The organism is Paenibacillus caui (assembly GCF_019904135.1).
In the GTDB taxonomy this organism is placed as follows: Bacteria; Bacillota; Bacilli; order Paenibacillales; family Paenibacillaceae; genus Fontibacillus; species Fontibacillus caui.
This window is the reverse complement of sequence record NZ_JAIOGQ010000065.1, coordinates 1-4,100: the sequence shown is the minus strand read 5'-3', so window position 1 is coordinate 4,100 and position 4,100 is coordinate 1. Positions and strand designations below refer to the sequence as shown.

Below are 4,100 nucleotides of genomic sequence, written 5' to 3'. Positions count from 1 at the left end.
TCGGCACCTCGGGGTGAATTGTTTCTCAATTCCTTGGCATAAGGTCTTAAGTCAAGAGCGCTGAAGAAGATAGGCAATCGCTCTTTGGATTCAAGTTTTTGCAGTTCATCAAAGGAAAATAGGCTTTCTTGTAGAATATACAAGGTGACTTCCTCCATTCTGGGGTTTTGGTTTAGTCACCGAAAAACTTCGCCAAATTGGGGTGAAGTCCCTTTTTTATGCCTGAAAATCCTTGTGGCTCAAGGGCTTATGTTACTGCAAAATGCTCGATTAATAAAGGCTTCTGCGTCTAAAGGCTGATTCAGGGCTTTGTAATTTTCTTCTCGCCGTTCTTCAAAATCACGAGGCAAGTCTTCATCGGGATTCCGATATCGGCTTGAGCCTTCTACCCAAACTTCCTTGCACCGCAGTTTGTCTCGTAGCGCCTGTAACGCACTGATTTCATAATTTATTCGATTGATTCGGTCTTGTCCTTTATCGTCCTTCTCCAATACGATATCTTTGTATCCTGCACGAATAACACCATCAATTGGAATATCCTCCGTTATCGGAAAATAATGAAGTCCCGTTTCTGCATATTTCTTAATGAGCTCCAATGCACGAATCACAGGACGATGAATGTCGTTGTTGGAACGGAATTGCAGGATATTTAAGATCTCGGGAACCATTCGTCGATAGTGATGGCTGTACGAAGATCGTATGACCGTATGTATTTTTTCGCGGTACGCCGGTCCCGTATGTTTAAGTTCTTTTATCAGGTCCTTTAGCGTTTGCTCACTAACGACAGGGTAAAGCACTTCTTTAATCAACCCATCCGGATGTTCGACGGCCGCCTGGGCCATATTTAATAAAATCCCATATTTGTTACTGACTCGGCGCAAGTCGTGTAAGATTTCTTTCTCCACTTTCTTTTCTGCCCTCACCCAAATTTGATGAACAATCTGGGTTAGCAACTCAATAAGACTATCCGTGATTTCCTTGCTTCTCAACCAAAAAAAGGCTGATAACAAGGTATAACGCACCGGGGCAGGATGTCGGCGTAATTCACGAAGATCTTCTGTTATCGTACGTTGCTTGTACTTCTTAATCACCTTTTCGGGAATATCAGTGAAGAGATCATCAGGCCTGCGAATCGTCCGCAATTTGATAAACTCCCGAAAGATGGTCTTTACACCTGCACGTCCGGAGTCGGATCTTAAGTCTTGAAATGTAATTTGGTCGGAGACGTCCGATGTAAATTCCGCCTCATCATCTTTCATATCATTGACACTTTCAATAAGAGCGTCAAGATTTTGAAGCGTACCTGGGTTAAGTCTTTTGTAGATCGATTCAAAAAAACGTTCCTCATGTGAGCGGATGGCGGAGCGAATTAAACGGTCGATTCGTTCTGCAGATGGAGATTCAAGCTGTAATTCACGAAATCGGTTATTAACAAACGTCTCGATATGTTTTGGATCTTGATCATGATAGAGGACATGCTCGCATAACCACTGAGTCATCTCTTCAGCATCTTGAACGGTCGCTTCCCGAAAACCAAAGAATTCACGAATCTGGACGCGATGTCGTTTTATTGATCGACCTTCCCAATCGTATTTCGAATATAAATTCGGGTCTAATGATAATTGTTTGGCAATATAGGCAAGTATGGTTCTGGGGATTTCGAATTTGTGTTTGGGAAACCGAGCTTCAAACTGAAAAAATTTTAGCAATGCAGCAAAGCCGAGTCGGGTTTCGTCGAATTTGTTTTCGATTAGCTCAAGTTCGTTGGGGAGCAAGGTAAAATGTTCAATCAATTCTTCCAATTCCCAATTTCGTTTCAAAAGTATCCCCTCCATTTTAAACTCACCTACAGCCATTTCAATTCGACGAGCTCAATGCTTTTGAATCACATCGATCGTGTGACCATCCAGTCTTACTTACTGCCATGCCCGTTTTTCTACCTCGGATTGCAAGTCTGCTTTGGTCGCCTTCACATAAATCATGGTCGTATCCAGACTGTCATGCCCCATAATCTGAGCCAATCGGTGCAGCGGCGTATTTTCAGCCATTACGTATCCGAAGCGGTGACGCAAATCATGTGCGCTGAATCCTTCAAGACGTGCCAATTTCATGTATTTCTGAACTAGGTGTCGGATAGCTCGTTCACCGAGGCGTTCACCAGTCTTTTCGGAAGGGAATAGAAAGGGTGCCTGTTTAGGCAATTCCATCAAATATCGTTCTAATATAGCTCGACATGTGGCGTTTAGTGGTACTTCTCGTTGTTTGTTCCGTTTTCCCGCGTTGACCGTCAATTGACCACTGCGTTTACCGAGTAAAATATCGCTCGGTGCGAGATCGCAGATTTCCATCGTACGCAAACCGGTATGCAGCATGAGGATCAGTAACGTTTGATCACGGAGAGTCCCATGATGTTCGGCAGCGGCAATGAGGGCAGCTTCTTCTCTTTCGCTCATCTGTCGTGGGCTTGTTTTCTCCTCGGGTACAAGTTTGACCGGTTTTGCCGGATCGCGTTTGATGAGTCCTGTGTCCGAGGCCCATTCAAAAAAACGTTTGATTGTAACAAGCCGACGGTTGATCGTGGTCGGCTTTAACTTCATCTTCTTTTGCATGGTCTCCCGGTACCGGGTCAAGGTCGGTGTGGCCACGTCTTCAATTTGAAACGTAACCGTTTCTTCTTGAAACATGGACGTTTCAAACCATTCGACAAAATGACGAAGGTCGCTGGCGTATCCCTTTATGGTCTTGGGGTTTAAATCCTCGTGTGTTTCCAGCTTATAAATAAATGCGGAAACAGTCTCGCTTCCTTTGGGTGATTGGGTCATGACGATCCTCCAATATCTTGACTTACCTTATCGGACATGATAATCTTATCTTAACTGAAACCTTATCGGACATCAAGACCTGCATTTAGATATACTTCATGACCGATAATCCATCTTATCGGTCATCACCGAATTTCCAATAGAAGCGCCACCAACGAAACGCGAGAAATTTCTTCGTACGATAAGGAGGGTCTTAGCATGGGTTTTATGTTAGTTCGACCCATTGCTGCACGGAAGGGTTCGCCGTGGTTGACTAAAATGACGGATACGAACATACTGCCTGTTGCGGATAAAACTTTAAGGGGTACCGCTAATAAAACGCGGAAAACGTACGCAAAGCATGTCCCCTTTATATGACTTGCGAACCATTTCATTCTAAACCACCCTGCACTAAAGTGCAGGGATTTACCTAGGCGACTGAAAGTCGCAGTTCCGGCTAAAGCCGACTGAAGGGATCGGACTGAAAGTCGTGCTTTACACTTAAGTGCACTAAACCGCCCTCTTGCTCAAGCAAGCTCAAGTTCGTGACTGAAACTCACTCTTCAATCTTGAATACTTCGTCGATCTTATCGTTTCCCTGGTCTTCGATGTATTCTTTAATCATCTCTTCCGTTACGGCTCCTATCGTTCTACAAAAATACCCGGGAGCCCACAGTTGCTGGCCCCAATACCGCTTCTTCAGTTCCTGAAATTCTTTCTGCAACATCTTCGAAGAACGACCTTTCAGGTATTGTAGCAACTTACTTGGAGCTATCGTTGGCGGACACGATACCAGCAGATGAACGTGTTCTTTCCCTATACTTCCTCGGACGATTTTTATGTTCCTCGCTTCGATCCCTTGGCGGATTAATTCTCGTAACCGTTCTGCTACTGCACCTTGTAATACTTTGTATCGATATTTCGTCGTCCATACGATATGGTATTCGATATCGTACCTTGTATGGCTTCCGTTTGGGATGTATCCCATGTTTTCTCACCCTGCTTCAGTATAGCAAACCTTTCGGAGGACACTGAAGTGTCTGCTAGTCCTGAAAGGATTTACTGGCTGAAAGCTAGTGGGTTTAGACCAGGAACTTATTAACTAAAATTTCGTGAACATCCAAATTACAACAGACTTCGACAATCGATATAGTTTATAGTCTATAAATACACTAGTACCCCATCAATCCTTAAATTGTGGGTAAAGGCGTTTTAATTTGATCCTTGCTTCATCGGTAGTAAACTGCCAGTCCACGCCTTTTTGGTTTTGGTTTCGGGCACACTCCCATGCCGATAATT

General features: G+C 44.0%; 3 protein-coding genes and 2 pseudogenes. All 5 read right to left on the bottom strand.

The genetic code is table 11. From position 1 onward, the window contains the following. Positions 1 to 143 (bottom strand): annotated as a pseudogene (locus tag K7397_RS22270) (transposase); the annotation flags it as partial. Between the two features lie 96 nt (positions 144 to 239). Further along, complete coding sequence (locus tag K7397_RS21005; protein ID WP_223070530.1) at positions 240 to 1,820, bottom strand: DUF4158 domain-containing protein; 1,581 nt, start codon at positions 1,818 to 1,820, stop codon at positions 240 to 242. 96 nt (positions 1,821 to 1,916) lie between these two features. Continuing rightward, positions 1,917 to 2,822, bottom strand: coding sequence for a tyrosine-type recombinase/integrase (locus K7397_RS21000; RefSeq protein ID WP_223070529.1), 906 nt, complete (start codon positions 2,820 to 2,822; stop codon positions 1,917 to 1,919). A gap of 535 nt (positions 2,823 to 3,357) precedes the next feature. Next, entirely contained in the window at positions 3,358 to 3,789 is a 432-nt protein-coding gene (gene tnpA, locus K7397_RS20995; RefSeq protein WP_223070528.1) for an IS200/IS605 family transposase, read from the bottom strand. A gap of 195 nt (positions 3,790 to 3,984) precedes the next feature. Then, positions 3,985 to 4,100: pseudogene (locus K7397_RS21755) on the bottom strand (IS630 family transposase); the annotation flags it as partial.

Coding starts and splice junctions, on each gene's coding strand:
- K7397_RS21000 (WP_223070529.1), bottom strand. CDS start 2,822: ATGACCCAATCACCCAAAGGAAGCGAGACTGTTTCCGCATTTATTTAT.
- tnpA (WP_223070528.1), bottom strand. CDS start 3,789: ATGGGATACATCCCAAACGGAAGCCATACAAGGTACGATATCGAATAC.